This window comes from Hyphomonadaceae bacterium BL14 (assembly GCA_027627705.1).
In the GTDB taxonomy this organism is placed as follows: Bacteria; Pseudomonadota; Alphaproteobacteria; order Caulobacterales; family Maricaulaceae; genus Oceanicaulis.
Genome location: CP091242.1, coordinates 2,684,674 through 2,703,996, shown reverse-complemented (window position 1 = coordinate 2,703,996; position 19,323 = coordinate 2,684,674). Strand labels below are relative to the sequence as shown.

Here is a 19,323-nt window from a genome sequence, read left to right as displayed (position 1 = left end):
GGTGCCGGCACAAAAAGAAAGGGCGGCCCGAGGGCCGCCCTTTCCCATCCAATGATCCTGAGATCAGAGGGGGTTGTTGTCGTTGTCATCACCCATATCGGTCAGGGTGCCGTTGGCGCCCACCAGGAAGCGGCGAACGGTGATGCCATCAGCTTCGAAGGAGAAGGAAACATCAGCGCGGCCGAAGGCAGAGCCCACAGCAGCCTCGATGTCAGCACCGGTCAGGATCAGCTCACCATTGGTCAGCGTGCCAGCCGGGGTGACCACGTACTCACCATCCACATCAGTGTTGGAGTTGGTGAGGGTCACACGGATCGTCGGCAGGGTTGCGCCCAAGCCAACAGCGCGGAACACGTTGCCGGTGGGAGCATTGCTGTCGCCAACCCATTCAAACACGCCGATGTTCGAGCCTTCACGAACAACGTCACCAACGGATGCACCAAGAACGTCATCAACGTCAAGGTCAGAACCAGTTGCTTCTTCAAAAGTGAGATCAGCCGTGATCTCTTGGTTTGCAATGGCCGCCGGAGTGGTGGTGTCTGCGTTCAGAGACAGGAAGACCGCATTAGCCTCAAGCGCGTCCAGGTCTGCATTGGACAGAGCGAAAGTCGCTTGACCGTTAGCGTCCAGCGTTTCGGTACCAATACCATCAAGTTCAACGCTCTCAATACCAGCCGGAGCCGGGACGGTCACAACCAACTCAGCACCATCAAATTGTGTTGCAGAAGCAGTGTCGAAGTTCACAGAATTAGCAGCGCCAACCTCGACAGAGTAGGTAGTTGGACCACCGTCCTCGTCTTCAACTCGCAGGGTGCCGACGATGTCAGAGGTCGAGCTGCCAGCAAACAACTCATAATCGTCATCAAGATCAGGCTCAGCCGTACCAGCCGTAAACGTTACGTCAAGCGAGTTACGAGCGGTGTAGAAGGGGTCGATTGCGTTTGTAGTATCGTCTGAATCGTATTCGCCCGAAGCAAGCACAGTGCCGGTCGAAGCAAGCGACAGCTCGTAAGAAACGTTACCAACGCCTTCAATGTCGACAGGCAGAAGGAACCCGATAGATTCGAGCTCACAGTCCTCAGGAACGAACGATGCATCACTGGTGAAAGTAACAGTTGTACCACCATTCGAGCCACCGGTATCAATCACCAGAGCGCACTCTGTCAAAGGCGTTTCGGGCGTAAAGTTCGCACTGCTCAGGAAGGTCGAGAATGACAGGCCACCATCAACGGTCAGGGTGATATTGATATCGTCAGTAGCGCCGAGATCACCGATAGCAGTGATGTCAGCAGCGCTCAGCGTGATCTCAAGTTCGTCCTGGTATGCTGCTTCAGACAAGTCAACCTGCGAAGCAAACTCGACGGCGTTGTCACCGTCACTGTCTACAACAACGAGCTGAGCGTTCGCTGTGCCCGCGATGAGGGCGGTGGCAGCAACGCCGGCGAGAAGATGGGTGAGTTTCATAACGGGGTTCCCCCTACGTGGTTTCAGCCATGGCTGTTCAGCACAAATGGCCCCTGAAGACACTGGCGCCTGCAGAGCGCCGGTTTGGACGCCCCCTCAGAGTTCCAAAGAGCGCCGAACGTCGCCTTCTTAAAGCGCTACCGGTTCGGGCGTCAATCCACAAAACGGCGGGTACTGGCTTAAATGCGCCTGAACACCGTTGTTTAGAGCGCCGCCTGTTGCCTCATTGCCACGCGCGAGGCATGCGCCGATAAACTATGTCTGGTTTTGCCGTCGCTACCCCGATGCGGATACCAGCCCGGATAACTGGAGCGCAATCCGAAAAGGGGGGAACCGGTTTTCGGAAAAATTGCGCTTCAGATCAAAGACCTGGAGCGTCCGGCCTGACGCAGTCAGGCCGGATAACGCTCTAGAACCTTTCAGGCTGCATCATCGGACGGGCCGGGCGGCACGGGCAGCCCGGCCCTTTGTCTTGTCCGGACCTGGTCCGGGCCTGTAGCGTGACGCGAGAGGCCATGCATGCCAGGCTTGCATGCCGGGGGGCGGGGCGATCAATCTCCGTTTCCTTTCTGAATCGGCCCTCTGCCTGTCAGGGGCCGGTCTGCCTGACGCCAGGATCAGCCCATGCCGCGCAAGACCGCATCCGGCCCCGCCGCCGCGACCCCATCCGCCGCCCGCCCGGCCAAGGCCCGCAAGCCTGCGCCCGTAAAGGCCGCCGCGAAAACCCCCGCACCGAAGACAGCGGCGCCTAAGACAGCGGTGCCAAAGAAAAGCGGCCCGGCCCGCAAGCCTGCGCCCCGGGCGAATCAGGGGCTGCCCCAAACGCCGCGCACCTGTGTTCTGGTGCTGGGCATGCACCGGTCGGGCACCAGCGCCTTTACCCGTGTGCTGAACCTTCTGGGCTGCGCGGTGCCGCGCTCCCTGATGGCGGCCAACGCCAATAATCCGACCGGTTTCTGGGAATCGGTGGCGGTGTTCCACCTCAATACCCGGCTGCTGGCGTCGGCCGGATCGGCCTGGGATGACTGGCTGGCCTTTCCCGATGCCTGGCACCGCTCGCCACCGGCGCAGAGCTTTGAGGCGGAGGCGCGCGCCCTGCTGGACGCGGAATTTGGCGATGCGCCCTTCTTTGCCCTGAAAGACCCGCGCCTGTGCCGGATCCTGCCGTTCTGGACCAAGGTGCTGGAGGCCCGCAATACGCGCGCGGCCGCCCTCATCCCCCTGCGCCACCCGCTGGAAGTGGCCGGCTCCATGCACCGGCGCGACGGGTTCGATCCGGCCTATGGCGCGCTGTTGTGGCTGCGCCACGTGCTGGACGGCGAGCATCTCAGCCGGGGCATGGCGCGCCTGTTCGTCCACTATGAGGATTTGCTGGATGACTGGCAAAGCGTGGTCGCGCGCACCGAGACCGCCTTCGGCTTTGCCTGGCCGGCGCAGAGCGACGCCACGCGCGGCGCCATCGCCAGCTATCTGACCCCTTCGCTGCGCCATCACGCGCTGGGTGAGGACGCCATCGCCCGCCACCCCACCCTGCCGGTCCAGGTGGGCCAGGCCTATGACATCCTCAAGCGCTGGACACAGACGGGCGAGGATCCGGCCGATCATGCGCGGCTCGACACGCTGCGCGCCGAACTCGATGCGATGGGCAAGGTGTTTGGCAATATCATCGCTGCGGGGCGCGCCGCGCAGGAACGCGAAAGCGATCTGACCAAAGAGCGCGACACGCTCGCCCGGTCGCTGGAGACAGAGACCAGCGAACGCGCCGCCGCCATTCAGGACGCCAATGACCTGCGCCATGCGCGCAATGTGATGGCCGAAGCGCTCGACCATGAGCGCGACACCATCCAGCGGCTGACACACGCGCTCGATGCCATGCGCCATGAGCGCAATGTGATGGCCGAAGCGCTGGAGACCGAACGCCGGACCGCCGCCGAGGTGCTGGAGACAACGCGCGGCACGCTGGAGCATGAGCGCAATCGCCTCGCCGAAGCGCTGGAGACCGAACGCAAAACCGCCGCCCAGGCGCTGGAGACCGAACGCAAAACCGCCGCCGAGCTGCTGGAGACCACACGCAGCACGCTGGAACAGGAACGCAAGTCGCTCACCGAAGCGCTGGATGCCGAGCGTGCAGCCCACGCCGCCGCCAGAGCGGGGCTGGAAACGCTGAGCCATGCACTTGAAGAGTCGCGCGCCACAACGCTGTGGATGCGCCAGGCGCTGGGCCTGATCCTGCCGTCGGGTGGTGGCACACGCCGGCTGGCGCTGTCCCTGCTGCCGTCCGCCTGGACCCTGCACAAGGCCCGCGCCCGGCTGAAACTGGCGGGCGTATTCGACGGCGCCGCCTATCTGGAGGCCAATCGCGACCTGCCCAACCGGGGACTGGACCCGCTGACCCATTATGTCCGCCACGGCATCGCCGAAGGCCGGCCCGCAGGCACACCGCGGCCCCGGCTGCGATAGGCCGTCCGGCGAGGGTGCGGGCCAGAGCATGCGGGCACCTTGAGCCAGCGGCGGCTGGCCGCAAGGGCTCCAGTGACGGGCGGCTGGCCGGCCTGACGTGGGAACAGGCGTTGCAGAGGCGCAAACCCGCTGTTATCCGAATCGCCTAGACGCTCGCGAGCGTGAGGGGTTATCTTGAACAAGTCAGAACACACCAGCCTTCCCGAGGTGATGGTCTTCACCCCGGCGCGGTTTCATGACGAGCGCGGGTTTTTTTCCGAGACCTATCAGGATGCCGGGTTCAAGGCAGCGGGCCTGCCCGCTGATATCGTCTTTGTTCAGGACAATTTTTCGCTCTCGCGCCCGGCCGGAACGGTGCGGGGGCTTCACTATCAGGCGCCGCCCATGGCCCAGTCCAAGCTGGTGCGGGTCATCCGCGGTTCCATTCTGGATGTGGCGGTGGATGTCCGGCGCGGCTCCCCGCGCTACGGGCAGCATGTGAGCGTCGAGCTCAGCGCGGAGAACGCCAGGCAGCTGTTTGTGCCAAAGGGGTTCCTCCACGGGTTCATAACCCTCGAACCCGATACCGAAGTCGCCTACAAGGTTGACGCCTATTACTCGAAGCCGCATGACGGTGCCGTGTTGTGGAATGATCCCTCACTCGGGATCGACTGGGGTCCACTCGCCAGCCAAGGCGTGGTGTCACAAAAGGACGCGCAGGCGACCCGCTTCGCCGCGTTCACGACACCTTTTGACTACCTACCGGGCTAGCGCAAAAAGAGGGCTCTGCCATGAAATTGCTGGTTACCGGGGGTGCCGGATTCATCGGCTCGGCGGTCGTGCGGCGTGCGATTGGCACCCGCGGCTACCGTGTCGTCAATGTCGACAAGCTGACCTATGCCGCCAATCTCGACAATCTCAAGGACGTGGCGGACGACCCGCGCTACACCTTCGTGCAGGCCGACATTGCCGACGAAGAGGCCATGGACGCGGTCTTCAAGGCCCATGCGCCTGACGCCGTGATGCACCTGGCCGCCGAGTCCCACGTGGACCGCTCGATCGACGGGCCGGCAGATTTCATTCGCACAAACATCGTCGGGACATTCGTGCTGCTGCAATCGGCGCGGCGCTACCTGTCATCCTGTTCGACAGAGGCGGCCGCACGTTTCCGCTTCCACCATGTGTCGACCGATGAGGTCTTCGGGTCTCTGTCAGAGACCGGAAAGTTCACCGAAACCACGCCTTACGCGCCCCGCTCACCCTACTCTGCCAGCAAGGCATCATCGGACATGCTGGTACGCGCGTGGGCCGAGACCTTCGGCCTGCCGGTGGTCATCACGAATTGCTCGAACAATTACGGCCCCTTCCAGTTTCCCGAAAAGCTGATCCCGGTCGTGACGCTCAACGCGCTCCATGGCCGCCCGATACCGGTCTATGGCAAGGGTCTGAACGTGCGCGACTGGCTGCATGTCGATGACCATGCCGAAGCGCTGTTGCAAGTGCTTGAACGCGGGCGTCTGGGCGAGACCTACAATATTGGCGGCGACAACGAGATGGCCAATATCGACCTGGTTCTGGAAATCTGCCGCATCATGGATGCCAGGCGGCCCGGGCGCGCGCCTCACAAGGACCTGATCACATACGTTCAGGACCGTCCGGGACATGACTTCCGCTATGCGATCGACGCCAGCAAGCTTCACGACGAGCTGGGTTGGCGCCCGCAGGTCAAGGGATTTGAAGGTCTGGAACAGACCGTCGACTGGTATATCGAGAACGAATGGTGGTGGCGCGCGTTCGAAGAACGCGGCGAGACCCGCATCCGGCTCGGCATCGCGAAACCGTGACGGCTATGCCCCGTACGCCGCTGCACATCCTTCAGTTCGGCGCGACCGGACAGGTGGCGCGGTGCCTGAGCGCGCTGGCAGACGATGATCTCAAGATCACCGCGCTGCCGCGAACGGTGGCAGACCTGACCGATGACGATGCGGTGCAGCGGGCGATCCACGAGGCGCCGTCCGATACTGCGGTTATTGTCAATCTGGCCGCCTACACCGCGGTGGACGCGGCCGAAACTGATCGCGACACAGCTTTCGCGGTAAACGGGCGGGCGCCCGGCGTGATGGCGAAAGCCGCACGCGCGCGCGGACTGCCCCTTATTCATCTGTCTACAGACTATGTCTTTGATGGATCGGCATCGCAGCCCTACCGGGAGAGCGATCGCACGTCCCCGCTGGGTGTGTACGGCGCTTCCAAACATGCCGGCGAAATCGCCGTGATGGAGGCGTCGCCCGACGCTGTTGTCATGCGAACCGCCTGGGTTTTCTCCGCCCATGGAAAGAATTTCGTCCGCACCATGGTACGCCTGGCTGCTGAACGCGCCGAGATATCCGTGGTCGATGACCAGCTCGGCTGTCCCACGCCGGCTGCAGCGATCGCTGATGCCATTGCAAGCCTTGGACGGACACTGGCAGGGCAGGAGAGGCCGGCCGACTCCGCGGGTGTTTTTCACTTTTGCGGCGACCGCACGATGAGCTGGTGCGGATTTGCCGATGCGATCTTTGAACGGCTTGCCGCGGCGGGCCTGAAACGGCCGCACCTGCATCCCATCCCGACCAGCGCCTACCCCACCCCGGCTTCACGACCGGCGTACTCGGTACTGGACTGCTCGCGCATCCATGATGTTTATGGTGTAAAGGCAGCGGACAGCCTTGCCGGTCTCGACAGCGTGCTGACGGAAATTCTCAAATAAAACAGACGGAATATAAAGCGATGAAACGCAAGGGCATTATTCTGGCGGGTGGCAGCGGTACGCGTCTGCATCCCATGACCACCGCCATCTCAAAACAACTTCTGCCCGTCTATGACAAGCCGATGATTTACTATCCTCTAACGGCTCTTTTGATGGCCGGGCTTAATGACATACTCATTATTACGACGCCCGACCAGCGACCGGCCTTTGAGCAGTTGCTTGGCGATGGCGCGAACTGGGGCGTGACGCTCAGCTACGCAGAGCAGCCCAAGCCGGAGGGCCTCGCACAGGCCTTCCTGATCGGCGAGGAATTCCTTGCCGGAGCACCCAGCGCCCTCATCCTGGGAGACAATATATTTCACGGGCCCGATTTCGCGGCCTTGTGCCGTGAGGCCGATATGCGCCCGCACGGAGCAACGGTGTTTGCTTATCAGGTTGAAGACCCTCACCGTTACGGGGTGGTGGAATTTGACAAGAATGGCGTGGCGATCAGCCTGGAGGAGAAACCCGTCAATCCGCGCTCCGATTTTGCGGTGACGGGTCTGTATTTCTACGACAGCAAGGTCGTCGAATACGCAAAACAGGTGAAACCCTCCCAGCGGGGAGAGCTTGAGATCACGGATCTCAACAAGATCTATATGGAGAACGGGTCGCTTAATATTGTCCGGATGGACCGTGGCTATGCCTGGCTGGACACGGGTACGGTGGAAAGCCTCATCGAAGCGGCCGAATATGTGCGGGCTATCGAGCACCGTCAGGGCATCAAGATCGGCTGCCCCGAAGAGGCGGCATTCAATAATCGCTGGATAGACGCCAAACAACTGCATGCACTTGGCGAAGCAGGCGCGAAGTCGGAGTATGGCCGGTACCTTATGCGCACCGCCAAGCGGGCCAATCCCTGAGCGTCCGGCCCGCCAATGCATGGGCTGGAACGTTTTAGCGGGCAAACCATCCGCGCAGGCGCAGCCGCGCATGACACGCTGCGGCTCGCAGTTGCGCCGCCCGTCCGATGGCGAAAATGACCAGGGCCGACAAAGCGGCACAGGCCAGGCTGATCCAGACCAGCGGGTTTGATACCAGCACGGTCACGCCGCGTTCGCCGGACTCGATGGCCCGCCAGACCTGATCGCTGAAGCCGGCAATCACGATGGGCCGCACCCAGCCTGTCGCCAGCGTGCCCAGCAGGGCAGCGCCGAGCGAGGCGCCTGCCGCCGCCACCAGCAGCGCACAACCCGCACTCGGGACCACCGGAACCAGCCTGATCGCCGCCGTGCTGGCAATCGGCGCGGTGCGGATCCGAGACATGAGGCCCAGCACGAAACCGCGCAGGCTCCGGACACGGACGACTTTGCACACAAGCCGGCGGGCTGACCGCGTGTCCAGCCGCCCCATGGCATGCACAACCGCGCAGGCCGCGATCATGGCGATGAAGTAGACAATGCCCGCGCCAACACCGAACACAGCGCCTGTCAGAAGGATGGAGATCGTCCCGGATGGTGCCATGACCAGCTGCGAGGCGAAGAAATAGAAGAACAAGATGGCCAGGGCGGTGGCCAGCGCAAGCCCTTCGGTTTCGGTGTCCGCAATGAGCGACTGGATGATGGTTTCACCCGACAGCGCAAACAGGATTCCTCCCGCCAGGCACGCAGCGGCAACCACCCACCACCGGCGGACAAGGACCCGCTGGCGTGGCGCGGGCCCGGCCATTACAGATTGACTTTGTTGAACACCGGCGAGGGCATCAGCCGGATCAGCACCATCACCCAGCGCCAGAACCATGGAGCATAGACGGTGGGCGGACCGGGCCGCTTCACGCACCGCTCCACAATCAGCGCAATACGCTCCGGCGTGGCCCAGAGCGGCTTGGCTGTCTTTTCGACATCAGCAGTCATCGGCGTATCGACAAAGCCAAGCCTGAGATTGACGGCGCGGGGCGCATTCGGCATTGCCGCCCATTTATGGGCCAGCCCCTGCATCAGAACGGACAGCCCGGCCTTGGCCGATCCGTATACGTAGTTTGATCGCCGGCCCCGGTCGCCCGCAACGGAGCTGGCCGTCAGCAGGACCCGGCCGGCGGGGGCGTCCATCTGCTCGAGGATACGCGCCGCCGCCAGCACCCAGTGGGCTGCGCTGGAATAGTTCACCGCAATAATCGTCCCGGCATGGTCGGCGTCGGTTTCGGCCCGCGCCTGATCACCCAGGACGCCGTAGAAGAGCAGCACCGTATCGAGCCCGCCCATCTTGCCGGCCGCTTGCCGCAGCAGGCCATCGGCATCCGCGGTATCGGTAAGATCGGCTGCAACGATATCCACACGGGCTGCGCCCCGGGCGCCGAGATCCTGCGCCTCGCGTTCGAGCAGCGCCGTGTCGCGCGCCACCAGGGTGAATGAGGCTCCCTCCGCCGCGAAACGGCGCGCGCTCTGTACCGCCATCGCCGACAGGGCGCCGAGAATTACGATCTTGCGTGCGGGGTTATCCGTCATGGTGTGTCACTCTTCGCCAGAAAGCTGATGAAATCAAAGGGTCACGCAAGGCCTCGACCTTGCGCCAGTCAGGATAACTCTCCTGGAAAGCGTGTGCGGACATGCGGCCGTCCTTGGCCGGATAAAGCCGCCCTCCGGCCGCCAGTACAATGGCGTCCAGATCACGCATCAGAGCGAGCGTTGCGGCGCCGTGATTGGCAAAATCCAGCGCCAGCGTCACGCCCGGCATGGGGAAGGACAACAGGCCGGGCGACGGCGTGTTTCCAAATGTCTTGAGGACAGCCAGAAATGAGCCCTCGCCCGACCGCGCTATCCTCTCGAGCATGGCGCGGGTTGCGTCGCGGGCCTGATCGAAGGGTATCACCGACTGATACTGGTAAAAGCCGCGCGGCCCGTAGAGCCGGTTCCAGTGACCGATCGCATCCAGCGGGTAGAAGAAGCCCGAATAGTGGACCGTGGAGAGGCCCGGTTTCGAGAGCTGGCGCCAGCGGTAAAGCGCGTTGAAGCTGCGCAGCGTCACCGGGTTCAGCGCCATCGCGGGCGCATCGAACGGCAGCGACGGACCCATCCGGCCGCTGTGCGCCTCATGCCCGCCCGGCGACGCCCAGTCACCGGAGGAGAACACGCCCTGCCCCAGCCGGTCACCCTGAGCGGTGCAGTCTATCCAGGCAACCGTGTGTTCGTGCTCGGCCGCCCGCACCTCGGCCAGCTCGAAGAAATGATCGACATTGCGGATCGCTTCGACGCGTTGCGCGATCAGGGCCGAGGGTATGGCGGTCAGGGCGATTTCCGCATCCAGGATAATCCCCGTCAGGCCCAGCCCGCCAACCGTCGCGGCGAAAAGTTCCGCGTGCGTCTCCGGGCTGATGCGCTGCACCGCGCCGTCAGAGCGCGCCAGGGTCAGGCTGCGGACATACCGCCCGAACGTGCCGGCACCGTGATGGTTCTTGCCGTGCACGTCATTGGCAATCGCGCCGCCCAGCGTGACAAAGCGCGATCCCGGTGTCGTCGGCAGGAAAAAGCCGGCCGGCACCACCACGCGCAGAATCTCGTCAAGGCTCACACCGGCTTCGGCGCGAAGCGTGCCTGCGGCCGCATCGAAGGCCATGAAGCGGTCCAGCCCGCGCGTCTCGATCAGGCTTCCGCCGGGGTTCAGGTTGCTGTCGCCATAGGAGCGGCCCAGGCCGAAGGCCAGCGTGGACAGGCCGGCTGCCTTCGCGCTGGCGAACAGCGCCTCCACGCTGCCGGGCGTCTGAGCACGGCCGATCCGGTGCTCCGCATCGACGACGCGGCCCCAGGAACGGCGGCCCCGCTCCGTGTGAAAGCGCTCGCTCATCTCGGCAGATTACCCTTCACGTCAGGCTCGCAAGCCCGAACACGATCATCAGCACCAGGCCGAGCAGGAGGCTCGGACGGTCCCGGATGGCGAAGCTTACCGGATCATCATCCAGCGTGCCACGCTCGGCCAGCAACCAGACGCGCAGGGTCCAGCCACCGATGATGACAGGTGCCAGGAGCAGCCACTCGGCCGTCGAATACAGGCCTGCCGGATAGGCATCCTCGATGATGTACAGACACAGAATGACGATGGCGGCCATCGCGCTGGCCATGCCCATCGACAGCGAGAAAGCCCTGTCTTCGGTGACATATCCCCGGCCGCGTATTGGCTCGCCCGGTGCCCCTGCCGCGATCTCCACATGGCGCTTGGCCATGGAAAGGGAGAGGAAAAAGAACATGGAGAAGCTGAACAGCCAGGGCGAGAGATCCGCACTGATCGCCAGGGCACCGATCACCAGCCTGATGGTGAACAGGGCCGCGAGCAGCAGCACGTCCACCAGCGGCTGACGCTTCAGTCCGAACGAATAGGCCAGCGTGATCGCGAGATAGGCCAGCAGGCCCAGCCCGGCCCACAAGCCGCCGGCGGCTGTGGTCAGGACAAGTCCCCCCCCGATCAGGACGGGCGCGGCAAACAGGCCTTGCTCCGGAGCAATCCGCCCCGAGGCAAACGGCCGGGTATGTTTGGACCGGTGCCGGCGGTCGGCGCTCAGATCGGCCAGATCATTGAGGATATACGTGCCCGAGGCCGTCAGGCCGAGGCCGGCAAAGGCGGCGAGCACCGCGATGAGTGTCTCTGGCTCGCGATAAAGGCCGGACAGAAGAAGCGGAACAAAGACCAGCAGGTTTTTCGACCATTGATGCAGGCGCAAGGCCTTGCGCCATCCACGCAGGCCCGCAGGCTCATTGGGAAAATGGGCCTCGACAGGTTTGCCAAGCGCGCGCGCCTTGCGCTGCGTCGCGGGCCGCGCACCGGCCAGAATGATGGCATCGGCGTCCTGCCACACTGCCAGGTCAGCCGGACTGTCCCCGGCATAGACATAGCCATCAGGGAAGCGCGCCCGCAGCCAGGCCTGCTTCTTTGCTGATTTCAGATTGGTCAGCCCGTCAGACCCCTTCGCCCCGGTGAAGAAACCGAACCGTGCGGCCACCTTGTCGGCAATTGCCTGGTCAGCAGCCGTGACCAGCCACACCTCCCGGCCCGAGGCATGTTCGGCGGCTGCATAGTCCGCCAGGTCCTGCCGGACCGGCAGTGTGTCGATATCCAGCTCGCTGATCGCAGAGAGACGATGCTTGAAGGGCGCGCGGCCACCCGCCAGGGCGGCCAGCACCGCCGGCAATTGATGGGGCGCAGAGAACAGCCGCTCGGTCAGAGCCTCGACCAGCGTGTCGTTCAGCAGCAGCGTGCCGTCCATGTCCAGAACCAGCGGCAGGCGGCGTGTCATGTCGTCTCCTCCTCCCGGTCATCCGCAATCGCGCCGCGGGCCTTGGCAAAGGTGAAATACTTGTGGGCGAAATAGCTTGTCACCACGGGTGAGGCGATGCCGACCAGATGACTTGTCGCCGCCGGCTCGAACGTCCATCCAATGGCCGGCAGGATGAACCGCGCGAGCACGATCGTGACGCACCAGACCTGGGCCAGCGCGACAACATTCACGATCGCAAACCGGAAATATTCCTGCTGCGGCGACCGGCCGCTGGCGGCGAAGACGAAGAAGCGCGTCAGGAGATAGGCCGTGGTCATGCCGACGCCATAGGCGAGCACCACCGATATCTCGAGCGGCATGAAAAGGTGCAGGATGAGATTGGTCACCCAGTTCACGCCCGCCGCCAGGCCGCCGGCAATCACGAAACTGGCAAACTCCCGGCTCATGCCCCCTCGCCGCGGCGCTTGGCCCGATCGATTGCAGCAACCAGAATCTTGGCGAACCGCGCGCTTTCCGACACGCCCCGGTCCTCGGGATAGTAAAAGCAGGTATCGGCAATCTGCAGGCCCGCGACAGGGGTGACATGATCAGGGATCATGTCGGCAAAGCCGACTTCGCAGACCGGCTGGGCATAGCGCAGGCGGCCCACATGCGAGGCGATCAGATCATCGCGCGAGAGGCCGGGGTTCACGCGCACGAGATAGTCGAAACTCTCCGCAATGAACGCCTCGTCAGACATCCGGAACTTCGGATTGTCCTGCGGCATGTAGTAGGGCACGTAGACGACCGTATTCTCCAGCGGACGCAGGTTCGAGAATTCGACAAAGCCGGGAATCTCGATCTCCGGATCGCTGATATTGACCCAGAAATTGTCTGTAACCGGGCGCTTGAGCTTGTGAAGCACACACACCACGCCGATATTCTTGATCTGCTCGTAAGGGGCGCGCAGATGGGCGTGGCTGTCGTCGAACATGGCCGGTACATAGGGCGTGGGAATGGTTGAAATCACATGGTCGGCCGTGAACGCGCGGCCATCCGCCGCCACGACGCCGCGAACCTGCCCGTCCTCGATCACGAAGCGCTCCGCGCGGGTTTTGTAGTGAATCTGGCCGCCGCGTTCGGTGATCATGTCCGCCAGCGCGTTCATCAGCGTCTCCGAGCCGCCCTCGATATAGCCGAGCTGTTCCTCGAACAGGCTTTTCCGCGAATTGCCCAGACGCTTGATGCGCTGCCATATCCAGGCCGCCGAAACGCTGCCGGCAAGATGGTAGAATTTCAGTTCCAGCAGCCGGCGCCACAGCTTGTCGTAGGCCCGTTCGCCGGACCAGCCGATGAACCAGTCGCGGGCACTGATCTTGTCCAGCCTTTCCCAGTCCGACCGCTTGGTCGCGGTGAACATCTGCATGCCGTAGCGGAACTTGGTGACCGGATCGACACCCGGCGCGGCCAGAAGCGACACCGGGTCCCCCCAGCGGATGAGGCGCCCGTCAAGAAAATAGCCCATCTTCGTGCTGACCCATTTCATCGCGCCGGTCAGCCCTGCATCGTCGAGCAGATCCAGCGTGTCCTGATCGGACAGGCAGCAGAAATGATAAAAGCGCTCGATGGACAGGCCGTCGAAATCGAAATGCGCCGCCATGCCGCCCGGCCGGTCATCGGCCTCCAGCATTTCCACCCCATATCCCTGCTTCTGGGCATGGTGAGCGACGGCAAGGCCCATCGGGCCGGCACCGATGACAATGACCCGTTCCACGCTGGTTGAAGCCATCGCTCGCTGCTCTCCGGACCTAGAATTTCAGGGTTATGCCAGAATAGACCGGATGCAGGAATGTCTGGCGCAGCGCCTCGTCGAGCGGTGTTGACGGCACGCCGAAAATCGCTGGCCAGTCGATCACCTCGAACTCGTCCGGTGTGACCAGGGCTTCCAGCTGATGGGTCGTGAAAGGCGGGTTGCGGTCGAATAGCGCATAGGTCTGCAACAGCAGCTTGAACACGCCATAGGGAATTTTCACGATTGGCGTCTTTATACCGCACACCGCCCTGATCCGGCGCAGCAGGTCGATATAGCTGATGCGTTCCTGGCCGGAGATATTATAGATGCCTTCCACTTCCTGCTGCAGCGCGGCACCGACAATCGCCGAGAAGTCCCCGCCATAGAGGGGCTGGCGCAGATAGCGGCCATGACCGGGAACCGGGAAGACCGGCGCCTTCTCCATGAAGCGCTTCAGCCAGCCCAGGTGCTTGCGGTCGAACCAGCCGAACATCAGGGTCGGCCGCAGGATGCAGCAGCGCACGCCTGATGCCACGACCAGCGCTTCCTGCTCGGTCTTGCTGCGCGTGTAGAAATCGTCGGCCATGGAATTGACCACCGACGAGCTGACATGCGCGACATACCGGACCTTGCCCCGCTTGATCGCATCCAGGCACAGCCGGGTGGCGGTGACGTTGTTGCGGCGGAATTCGTCCTCATCCAGCCCGCCGATTTGCGCGTGCAGCAGTACCGCAAGATCGCAGGCGGCGAGAACCTCTTGCCACGGCCCCGGCTCGGCCAGATCGGCGTCGAGGGTCTCGATCTCCGGGTGCATGCCGCGCAGCACGGCCATATTGGCCGCGTGTTTGTCGGCGGCCACGATTTCAAAGCCTGCTGCCTTCAGCGAGGGGATGAGGTTCTGGCCCACAAGGCCGGCTGCCCCTGTGATGAATACGCGACCGCGCAAAGTCATTCCCCCTTATGCATGGGGCCGGGCCTTAGCACCTCGAACTGAGAACCACAACTCCCGGCAGATGAACCGCTCAGCGGCTGGTCAACGCGCGGCGCGTCGGCTAGATGTCACCCGCGAACCGTTTCCCTCGCGAAACGCGGAGTGGCCACCATGTTCACTCCCTGATCGGACGCGGAGCCAGCCAAGTCGATGCGAACTCATGCGATCTGTCCTTTGCCTGCCGCCGCCAGCACGACCGGCCGGCGAGGCCCGCACACGCGGACCGGACACACTGGCCCCCGCGCAGCCCTGTCATGACTGAATGGCTTGTCCTGCTTGGCACATCTGTCCTGGTGGCCGTCATTCTGGCGGTCTCCATAGCGGCGCCGGCTGCCGCGCTTTACCGGCGCGGCGTCAATGGTGTGCTCGCGCTCGGTGCCGGGATGACCGCCAGTGCCCTGGCAGCCTGGCTGTGCTTTTTCGCATTTGTGGCGCACCCGGTATTCGGGACCGCCATCCAGATCCTGATGCTGGCGGGCTTTGCCTGGCTGGCCTGGTCGGAGCGGGCGGTGTACGCCGGGGGCGACGCACGCGGAGAGATCCTGGCCCCTGTATCGGGTGCCCTCGCCGTAGGCATCCTGGTTTTGCTCATCACCTTTGGTAACGGTCAGCCCACGGAATATCTGATTGCTGCGGCGACGGCCTATAGCCACCCGCTGCCGGATGATAACCAGCTTCCCTTCGTTTTTGCTGAAATGATCCGGTCCGGAGAGTTCCGCTCTCCAATGCGCGGGGACTGGCTGAGTTCGGACCGCCCCCCCTTGCAGACCGGCATGGTCCTGCTTTACGGCCCGCCGGGCCTGTCAGGCGGATCGGTGCTGGTCTATCAGACCGTCTCCACCCTCGCGCAGACCTGGGCTTTGATGGGGTGCTACGTGCTCACCCGGTCGCTCGGGGCCAGCCGGATCGCCGGCTGGATGACCGTCGCCCTGGTTGCCGCCTCCCCGCTTTTCCTGGTCCATTCCGTCTTCGTGTGGCCGAAGCTTTTGCCCGCCGGCCTCGTGTGCGTGACGGCGGCCCTGTTCTTCACCCGTACCCTGGCCGATGTGCGGCTCCGGGCAAGCGCCGGCGCTCTGGCCGGTCTGGCCGCCGCCCTGGCATTCGGTGCCCATGGTGCCACCGCCTTCGTCCTGGTCGGGTTTGCGGCAAGCGCGCTGGTGCTCCACCGCTTCCCGTCTTTTGCCTTCTCGGCAACGGGTCTTGCCACCTTTGCAGCCAGCTACCTGCCCTGGACGCTCTACCAGCAATTCGTGGATCCGCCCGGCAACCGGCTTTTGAAATGGCATGTGGGCGGATCGATTCCGGTCGATGATCGCGGCGTGGTGGAGACGCTCATCGACAGCCTGAGGACCGTATCAGCGGCTGACTGGCTCTATGGGCGCCTGATCAATCTTGAGCAGATTGTCTCCGATCCCTGGGCCCGCTTTACCGCGCCGCTTCGCCTGCTGCTGGCTGACGACCGGTCGGCCATGGCTGAGCATTTGCGGGCGGTGGATTTCTTTCACTGGAGCGCGGGCCTGGGGATGGCTGCGCCGTTCCTGGCCCTTCTGCCGGTGGCATTGCTGCTGCCAGGCACCCGTCCTCTGGCCACCGCCATCGCGGCGAGCCTGCTGGTCTGGGCGGTGCTGATTTTCGATCACGGCGGGGCGGTGACCCACCAGGGCAGCTTCTTCCCACAGCTTGCCGTGTTCGCGCTGATAGGATACGCCGCCAGCCAGATCAGCTGGCGTATCGTTGCCATCCTGGCTGGCCTGCAGCTGGCCGCGCTCGCCCTGGTCTATTTCGTGTTCAATTAGCGGACGCCTCGACGCAGGGGTCGAGGCGTGATTGAACTGTTGAGCTCTTGGAGCACGAGTGTGCCCGCGCGTTTGAAAGCCGTTGTGTAGGGGTCAGCCCATGACGATTAGCCAACTCACGCGGGCTGCGGGCCTGGCCGCAATCGTCCTCGCGGTGATGACCCTCGCCATCACGCTCTACGCTGTCAGCGTGGCCTATTCACCCCTGCCCTATTGGGACCAGTGGGAGCGGGTCACGCCTGGCCAGCATCTCAGCGAGATGTTTGTTCAGCACAATGAGCATCTCCTGGTCATACCGTCGCTTTTCTTCCTGATCGACACGGCGGTATTCGGTGGCCGGAACCTCTTCCTGCTCACCTCCATCCTGCTGACCCAGGCCATTCATGCGGGCCTGCTGATCTGGCTTGCACGCCGGGCAGGCGCGCGCGGGTCAGGCCTGCTGCTGGCCGGCGGCCTCACCGTCGCGCTGCTGTTCTCCGGTGCCCAGATAGAAAACCTCTACTGGGGCTTCCAGGTCCAGTTCGTCATCGTGTACCTGCTGGCAACTGCCTGCTTTGCCGTCACCGTGCTGGCGCAGCCGGGCTGGAAAGCCGATGCCGCCGCAGCGGCGCTGGGTCTGGCGGCGGCGTTCAGCTTCTCAGCCGGCTTGCTGGTGCTCCCGGCCGCCGCCGTGGGCGCTCTGCTCGCCGGGCGGGGCTGGCAAAGAATTGGCGTGCTCGCCGTCTCGGCCGCTCTCGCGGCCTTCCTCTATTCGCGCGGGATGCAGACCTTCAATCACTCCAACCCCGGCGACGCGCTGGGTCATGTGATCGAGATTGTCTACTACACCGTCATCTATCTCGGCGCGCCCTTTGGTTATGCCTTCTCCGAAAGCCCGCTGGCGGGTTACGCGCCGGCCTTCCAGGACCCTATAGAAGGGGCAAAGCTGTTTGGCGCAGCCGGACTGGCGGGCGCCCTGCTGCTGGTCCCCCTCACGCTGTGGCGGTCGGGGCCGAGAGCGCGCCTGGTCCTGCTGCTTGTCGCGGGCCTGGTCGTCGGGGCGGGCCTTCTCACCGCAATGGGCCGCTGGGAATTGGGGGCGCAGCAGGCCTTCGCATCGCGCTACGCCACGCCGGTGCTGATTTTCTGGGTCGCCATCGCCGCGCTCATCTGGTCGTTTGCCCGCAGCCTGCCGCGCCAATCCTGGCGCGCCGGAGCCATGCTGGCCCTGGGCGGGCTTCAGCTTCTGGCCATGCTTCTGCTTCTGGGAAACCGGGATATCTGGATGGACATGGCGCACTCCCAGCGCAACCGGACCGTCGCGGCGGAGTCCGCCATCATGACCGGCGCGCTCGACAGAGAGGCGCTGGCGGGCATCTATCCCTCGCCCGAACTGGTCGTGCAGCGCAGCCGGCTGCTCGCTGCCGGGCGCCTGTCGGTCTTTGGCCGCGCGGAAGCGGACTGGCTGAACCGCCCGCTGGCCGAGTTCACGCCGGAAGCCGATGCCGACACCTGTATCGGCGCGGTTGATGTGCGGCTTGCCCTCGAACCGTCCGGCACCGCGCCGGGCTTTGTCCGCCTCACGGGCTGGGGATGGGATTCGCGCCGCCGCGAAAGCCCGCGCGCCTATCTGGTCGTGGACTCGGACGGTATCGTGCGGGGGTATGGCCGCCGGGCCATCGACCGCCCGGACGTCACCGCTGCCTTGCCGGTTGTCGATGATCTGAGAACAGGCTGGATCGCCCACGCGCGCACCGGGCCGCAAGAGCCGCTCATCGTCTATGCGCTCCTGGGCAGCGGGCGTTCACGTGTGGTCTGCCAAATCGGATCGATATGACCACTCCGGGCCCGGATCATGTCACGGTGATTGTGGTTGCCCATAATGCGGGCAGCTTCCTCAAACCCTGCCTGGAGGCGCTCGCTGCGCAGAGCTTTGCCGACTTCACCGCCATTATCGTCGACAATGCCTCCACTGACGGCGCGGTGACCGATGCCATCCTGCCTGACGCACGCTTCCAGATCGACACGCCGGGCAGCAATCTCGGCTTTGCCGCTGCCAATAACCGCGCCGCTGCCAACACCGGCTCGCGCTGGATCGCCTTGCTCAATCCCGATACACGCGCCGCGCCGGACTGGCTGGAGCAATTGCTGGCAGGTGCCGGGCGCTGGCCGGATGCCGCCGCCTTCGGCTCAACCCAGCTGCGCCTTGACGAGCCCGATATTCTTGATGGAGCCGGCGATGTCTGGCACGCCGCAGGCGTCGCCTGGCGGGCACTCGAAGGCCGCCCCGCAAGTGAGAATCCGCCTGAAGGCGAGACATTTGCTCCGTGTGCGGCCGCTGCGCTCTACGACCGCGCCACCTTCCTCCGTCTGGGCGGTTTTGATGAAAGCTTCTTCTGCTATTGCGAGGACGTGGATTTCGGCTACCGGCTGAGACTGGCCGGCGGTCGATGCATCCAGCTGGCAGACGCGGTAGTCTACCATGCCGGTTCTGGCACGACGGGGCGTTACTCCGATTTCACGGTCTTTCACGGGCACCGCAACCGGGTCTGGGTGTTCCTTAAGAATACGCCGGGCCTGCTGATGTGGGCGCTGCTTCCTGGCCATCTCCTGCTCAATCTGCGTATGCTGCAGAACGCCCCGACCGACACCTATCGCAGCACGCTCCTGCGCGCCTATGCCGCCGCCTGGAAAGGGCGCAAGCCCATCATGCGGCAAAGGCGCCGTATACAGAAGGAGCGCCGGGCGCGCTTGATCGATCTGGTGCGCGCCATGGCCTGGACGCCAAAGCTGGTGACCCGCCGCGCGGCCCTTGTGGACAAATCGGGCAGACGCATTAATGGTCCCCGCGGGATCGGGCAAAGCGAAGGCAGTTGAAAGAGCGTGGGG

16 protein-coding genes are annotated in these 19,323 nt (G+C 63.9%); 8 read left to right on the top strand and 8 right to left on the bottom strand.

What is annotated here, in order from left to right; all coding sequences use genetic code 11:
- Nucleotides 1-63: 63 nt before the first annotated feature.
- Entirely contained in the window at nt 64-1,464 is a 1,401-nt protein-coding gene (locus L2D00_13120) for a hypothetical protein (protein WBQ12779.1), read from the bottom strand.
- A 759-nt stretch (nt 1,465-2,223) separates the two neighbouring features.
- Between L2D00_13120 and L2D00_13115 the strand changes: the two genes are divergently transcribed.
- The 5 genes from L2D00_13115 (at nt 2,224) to rfbA (ending at nt 7,554) form a co-directional block, all read left to right on the top strand.
- Nucleotides 2,224-3,924 (top strand): hypothetical protein, encoded by a 1,701-nt coding sequence (locus tag L2D00_13115; GenBank protein ID WBQ12778.1) that lies wholly within the window; start codon nt 2,224-2,226, stop codon nt 3,922-3,924.
- Nucleotides 3,925-4,098: 174 nt separating this feature from the next.
- On the top strand, nt 4,099-4,674 hold the full coding sequence (rfbC, locus tag L2D00_13110; protein ID WBQ12777.1) for a dTDP-4-dehydrorhamnose 3,5-epimerase: 576 nt from the start codon (nt 4,099-4,101) through the stop codon (nt 4,672-4,674).
- Between the two features lie 20 nt (nt 4,675-4,694).
- Nucleotides 4,695-5,747, top strand: coding sequence for a dTDP-glucose 4,6-dehydratase (rfbB, locus tag L2D00_13105; protein ID WBQ12776.1), 1,053 nt, complete (start codon nt 4,695-4,697; stop codon nt 5,745-5,747).
- On the top strand, nt 5,681-6,652 hold the full coding sequence (gene rfbD, locus L2D00_13100) for a dTDP-4-dehydrorhamnose reductase (GenBank protein WBQ12775.1): 972 nt from the start codon (nt 5,681-5,683) through the stop codon (nt 6,650-6,652). The genes rfbB and rfbD overlap by 67 nt, the downstream gene beginning before the upstream one ends.
- A gap of 20 nt (nt 6,653-6,672) precedes the next feature.
- Entirely contained in the window at nt 6,673-7,554 is an 882-nt protein-coding gene (rfbA, locus tag L2D00_13095) for a glucose-1-phosphate thymidylyltransferase RfbA (protein ID WBQ12774.1), read from the top strand.
- Between the two features lie 34 nt (nt 7,555-7,588).
- Here rfbA and L2D00_13090 read toward each other — a convergent pair whose 3' ends face one another.
- Genes L2D00_13090 through L2D00_13060 form a run of 7 tightly spaced genes read right to left on the bottom strand, consistent with a single transcriptional unit; the run spans nt 7,589 to nt 14,620 of the window.
- Nucleotides 7,589-8,311 carry a hypothetical protein gene (locus L2D00_13090; GenBank protein ID WBQ12773.1) on the bottom strand — a complete coding sequence of 241 codons (723 nt, stop codon included), beginning with the start codon at nt 8,309-8,311 and terminating at the stop codon, nt 7,589-7,591.
- Nucleotides 8,312-8,358: 47 nt separating this feature from the next.
- Nucleotides 8,359-9,135: an SDR family NAD(P)-dependent oxidoreductase gene (locus L2D00_13085; protein WBQ12772.1), complete on the bottom strand. Its 777-nt coding sequence runs from the start codon at nt 9,133-9,135 to the stop codon at nt 8,359-8,361.
- Nucleotides 9,125-10,471, bottom strand: a complete 1,347-nt coding sequence (locus L2D00_13080; GenBank protein WBQ12771.1) for an FAD-binding oxidoreductase — start codon at nt 10,469-10,471, stop codon at nt 9,125-9,127. The genes L2D00_13085 and L2D00_13080 overlap by 11 nt, the downstream gene beginning before the upstream one ends.
- 16 nt (nt 10,472-10,487) lie before the next feature.
- Nucleotides 10,488-11,915, bottom strand: a complete 1,428-nt coding sequence (locus L2D00_13075; protein ID WBQ12770.1) for a UbiA family prenyltransferase — start codon at nt 11,913-11,915, stop codon at nt 10,488-10,490.
- Nucleotides 11,912-12,343: a GtrA family protein gene (locus L2D00_13070; protein ID WBQ12769.1), complete on the bottom strand. Its 432-nt coding sequence runs from the start codon at nt 12,341-12,343 to the stop codon at nt 11,912-11,914. The genes L2D00_13075 and L2D00_13070 overlap by 4 nt, the downstream gene beginning before the upstream one ends.
- On the bottom strand, nt 12,340-13,665 hold the full coding sequence (locus L2D00_13065) for an NAD(P)/FAD-dependent oxidoreductase (protein WBQ12768.1): 1,326 nt from the start codon (nt 13,663-13,665) through the stop codon (nt 12,340-12,342). The genes L2D00_13070 and L2D00_13065 overlap by 4 nt, the downstream gene beginning before the upstream one ends.
- Before the next feature lie 19 nt (nt 13,666-13,684).
- On the bottom strand, nt 13,685-14,620 hold the full coding sequence (locus L2D00_13060; GenBank protein WBQ12767.1) for an NAD-dependent epimerase/dehydratase family protein: 936 nt from the start codon (nt 14,618-14,620) through the stop codon (nt 13,685-13,687).
- A 293-nt stretch (nt 14,621-14,913) separates the two neighbouring features.
- Between L2D00_13060 and L2D00_13055 the strand changes: the two genes are divergently transcribed.
- The 3 genes from L2D00_13055 to L2D00_13045 all read left to right on the top strand — a co-directional run bounded on the left by L2D00_13055 (nt 14,914) and on the right by L2D00_13045 (nt 19,311).
- Entirely contained in the window at nt 14,914-16,455 is a 1,542-nt protein-coding gene (locus tag L2D00_13055) for a hypothetical protein (GenBank protein ID WBQ12766.1), read from the top strand.
- 100 nt (nt 16,456-16,555) lie between these two features.
- Nucleotides 16,556-18,271, top strand: coding sequence for a hypothetical protein (locus L2D00_13050; GenBank protein WBQ12765.1), 1,716 nt, complete (start codon nt 16,556-16,558; stop codon nt 18,269-18,271).
- The gene (locus L2D00_13045) at nt 18,268-19,311 is read left to right on the top strand and encodes a glycosyltransferase family 2 protein (protein ID WBQ12764.1); all 1,044 of its coding nucleotides are present in this window, start codon (nt 18,268-18,270) and stop codon (nt 19,309-19,311) included. The genes L2D00_13050 and L2D00_13045 overlap by 4 nt, the downstream gene beginning before the upstream one ends.
- Nucleotides 19,312-19,323 lie beyond the last annotated feature (12 nt).